The organism is Intrasporangium sp. DVR, assembly GCF_040365325.1.
Lineage (GTDB): Bacteria > Actinomycetota > Actinomycetes > Actinomycetales > Dermatophilaceae > Intrasporangium.
This window is the reverse complement of the sequence record NZ_BAABZW010000060.1, coordinates 1-3,333: the sequence shown is the minus strand read 5'-3', so window position 1 is coordinate 3,333 and position 3,333 is coordinate 1. Positions and strand designations below refer to the sequence as shown.

Annotated in this window: 1 protein-coding gene and 1 pseudogene; both read left to right on the top strand. The window is 71.2% G+C overall.

Annotated elements, in window-relative coordinates; genetic code table 11:
• Positions 1-224: 224 nt before the first annotated feature.
• Positions 225-1,610, top strand: a complete 1,386-nt coding sequence (locus ABWV20_RS19325) for an IS110 family RNA-guided transposase (protein WP_353358117.1) — start codon at positions 225-227, stop codon at positions 1,608-1,610.
• Positions 1,611-2,003: 393 nt separating this feature from the next.
• Positions 2,004-3,275 (top strand): annotated as a pseudogene (locus ABWV20_RS19320) (ISL3 family transposase).
• Positions 3,276-3,333: the final 58 nt, after the last annotated feature.

The following is a 3,333-nucleotide window of genomic DNA, read 5'->3' as shown; positions in this document are numbered from 1 at the left end:
CACGCCGAGCGCCTCACCCACGCTCAGTTCCGAAGAGCCACCATCGGGCGTGGCTGGGGCGGCGATTGGCCGGGACGGGCTTGCTCGTGGCTCGTGAACGCAAGTGCGAGCACGAGGGTTCTCCCGATCATCAGAGGCCGGACCGCCTGCCCGGAAGATCCACTTGGCCGGTGAACGTTTGACGGGCTTGGGGTTCGGCGAAGGAGTCGAACGGAGGAACCCTCGTGCTCAAGAACGTTACCCTTCCCGGCGCCGGCCGGGCTGATGCTGGCGACCCGGCAACGGTCCGGGTACAGGTCGGGATCGATGCCGCGGTGGTCGCCGATCACCACGTGTGCGTGCGCGAGTACCGCGCCGACGGGCAGGTACTCGCGACCCGCTTCCACGTCCCGCCGACGCTGGCTGGTCTGCGCCGGCTCGGGCAGCGACTGACGCCCTACCCGGGCGTGGTCGCTGTCGCCGAGCCGACCTCGATGACGTGGCTCGGGCTGTCCATCGCGTTGCGCGAGGCCGGCTTGGAGCTGTCCCTGGTCGGGGCCCGGCACGCTGCCCGGCTGCGCGGGGCGATCACCGGCAAGGACAAGTCCGACGTGATCGACGCGGACGTGCTGGCGATGGCCGCCGATGTGTTCACCCTGACCCCGCTGCGAGTCCCCAGCCCGGACCAGCTGGCGCTGCGCCGGGCGGTCACCCGACGCGGGAAGCTGGTCGTCGACGGCAACCGCGCCAAGCGGCGCCTGATCTCCCTGGCCCGCTGGGCCTTCCCCGACGTGTGGACCGCGTTCGCCGGGTCGATGCCCACCGCCACCGCGGTGCTCACCCGATGGCCGAACCTGAACTCGCTTGCCACGGCGAGGCGCTCGAGCCTGACCGCGGTCGTGGCCGGACACACCCGAGGCGTGCAGGACGTGCCCGCCCGCGCCGAGGCCATCCGTGCCGCGGCCGCGGCGTGGGGCATCTTCTGGGGCGGGTACCTCGACCTGGACGCCCTCGCCTGGGAGGTGGCCGAGCACCTGGCCGACCTGCGCGCCAGCGGCGAGCGGATCGCCCGAGCCACCGGGCAGGCCACCCGGTACTGGGCCCTGCTGTACGGCGACGACCCGCTGCTCGGCTCGCTGCCCGGGATGGGCCCGATGACCGCACCGACCGTGCGCGCCTTCCTCGGCGACGGCACCGGGTTCACCACGGCGAAGGCGGCCGCGTCCTATGTCGGGATGACCCCGTCGAACTGGTCCTCAGGCACCATCACCCAGCCGTCCCGGGCGATCACCAAGGAGGGCCCGCCGGTGTTGCGGCTGGCGTTCTACCAAGCAGCTGGCGGCGCCCGGCGCACCGACCCACAGCTGGCCGCCTACTACCAGCACCTGATGCTCGAGCGCGGACACTGCCACACCCAGGCCACCGTCGCCGTGGCGCGCAAGCTGATCGAGCGGACCTGGACGGTGCTCGCCCGCGGCGAGCCCTACCAGCTGCGCGACGTGGACGGTACCCCGGTCACGGTCGCGGCCGGCAAGCAGCTGGCCCGCACCGTGTACGCCGTGCCCGACGACGTCCGAGCCCGCGCCCGGGCTCGTTCCGCCGCGACCCACCGAGCCAAGCTCACCAAATAGCGCACGACCCCCGCGGGCCACCAGCAACGACGCCGACGACCGGCCACGACCGGCGCCGTCCCCCCGGCCGCTGCCCGACACGGCGGTGCCGAGGAGACGTCAAGGTGCAGCGCCCGCAAGGCACAGGCAGCTCCCTCCGGGACTTGGCTGTGCCGAGGACGAACGACCTTGACCTCGACGACCACCGCCGTACCCTCGCCAAGGCGGAGGGACGCACCCCACAAGCCGGTGCCCATCCGCCATCTCCTCGACCCTGGGCACCACCACCCCAAGGCCCTTGACAACAGTTAGGGAATCTCTTCGATCTTTAGCGTGGTGAGCCCCTGAAGAAGGGCTCGCGGCCCTACGCCAGCATGGGTGTTGCCTAGACATCCCAGAGCGAGGACCGCGAGCGTGCACCACCCTACGTTCGACGCCGATGCCGCGTCGATCCTGTTCAACCTGCCCGACTACCGAGTCGTCTCGGCGACCCGTGCCAGCGGCGACCAGCCCCGGCGGGTGATCATCGAGACGAGCGCCGCCGAGGGCGCCTGCCCGTCCTGCGGGGTCCTCTCCTCCCGGGTGCAGGCGCGGCCGGTCCAACACGTCAAGGACGTGTCCTGCGGCGGCGACCGGCTCGACGTGCTCGTCCGCAAACGCAGATACGTCTGCGCCGAAACCATCTGCCCCAGAAGAACATTCACCGAACAGACCGACCAGCTCCCGGGTCACCACCCGCCTCGCCGAACAGGTCATCAGCGCCTGCCGGGCCGAACCAGGCGCCGTCAGCAGGGTCGCGCACTAGGCCGGGCTGTCCTGGCCGACCGTGATGCGGCTGCTCACCTCCACCATCGACCTGACCGGCCAGGTCGACCTGCGGCACATCCGCCGGCTCGGGATCGACGAGCACCGCTTCCGCCGGGTGCGCTACACCCGCGACGAGCACGGCACCGTCACCCGCGACGAGCCGTGGTCGATCGTGTTCACCGACCTGGACACCGGCGCCATCCTCGATGTCGTCGACGGCCGCCGCGGCAAGGCCGTCACCACCTGGCTGGCCGTCCGGCCCCGCTGGTGGCGCCGCCGCGTCCAGCTCGTCGCGATAGACCTGAGCAGCGAGTTCCGCGCCGCCGTCCGCAAGGCGCTACCCAAGGCGAGGATCAGCGCCGACCACTGGCACGTCATCCGTCTGGCCAACGAGATGGTCACCAAGGTCCGCCGCCGGCGCGTCTGGGAGCTGCACACCCGCCGCGGGCGCAACATCGACGTCCCATACAAGTACCGGCAGCTGCTGGTCTGCGCCGGCGACCGGCTCTCCGTGCGCCAACACGCCCGCCTCCAACAGATCCTCGAGCAGGACATCGAGCTCGCCGTCGCCTGGGGCATCAAGGAACACGTCCGCCAACCCTCGCCGCCCGCGACACCGCCTCCTTCCAACGCGAATGGGCCGCGCTCGAGCGCGCCGTCAAGGCCACCCGCCTGCCCGAACCCCTCGCGCTGTTCAAGACCCTGACCGCCTGGCGCCGCGAGCTGCTCACCTTCTGCCGCACCAGACTCACCAACGCGCGATCCGAGGCCGCGAACCTCACCGCGAAAGCGTTCAAGAGGGCCGGCCGGGGGTACAGGAATCACGACAACTACCGATGCCGCATCATTGGCTACGCGCCGACACCGATCGCGGCGTGAACACCCGGGACCACGCTAACCCGGATCGTTCACGGCGCGGTGGCCTGATCGGCGTGTA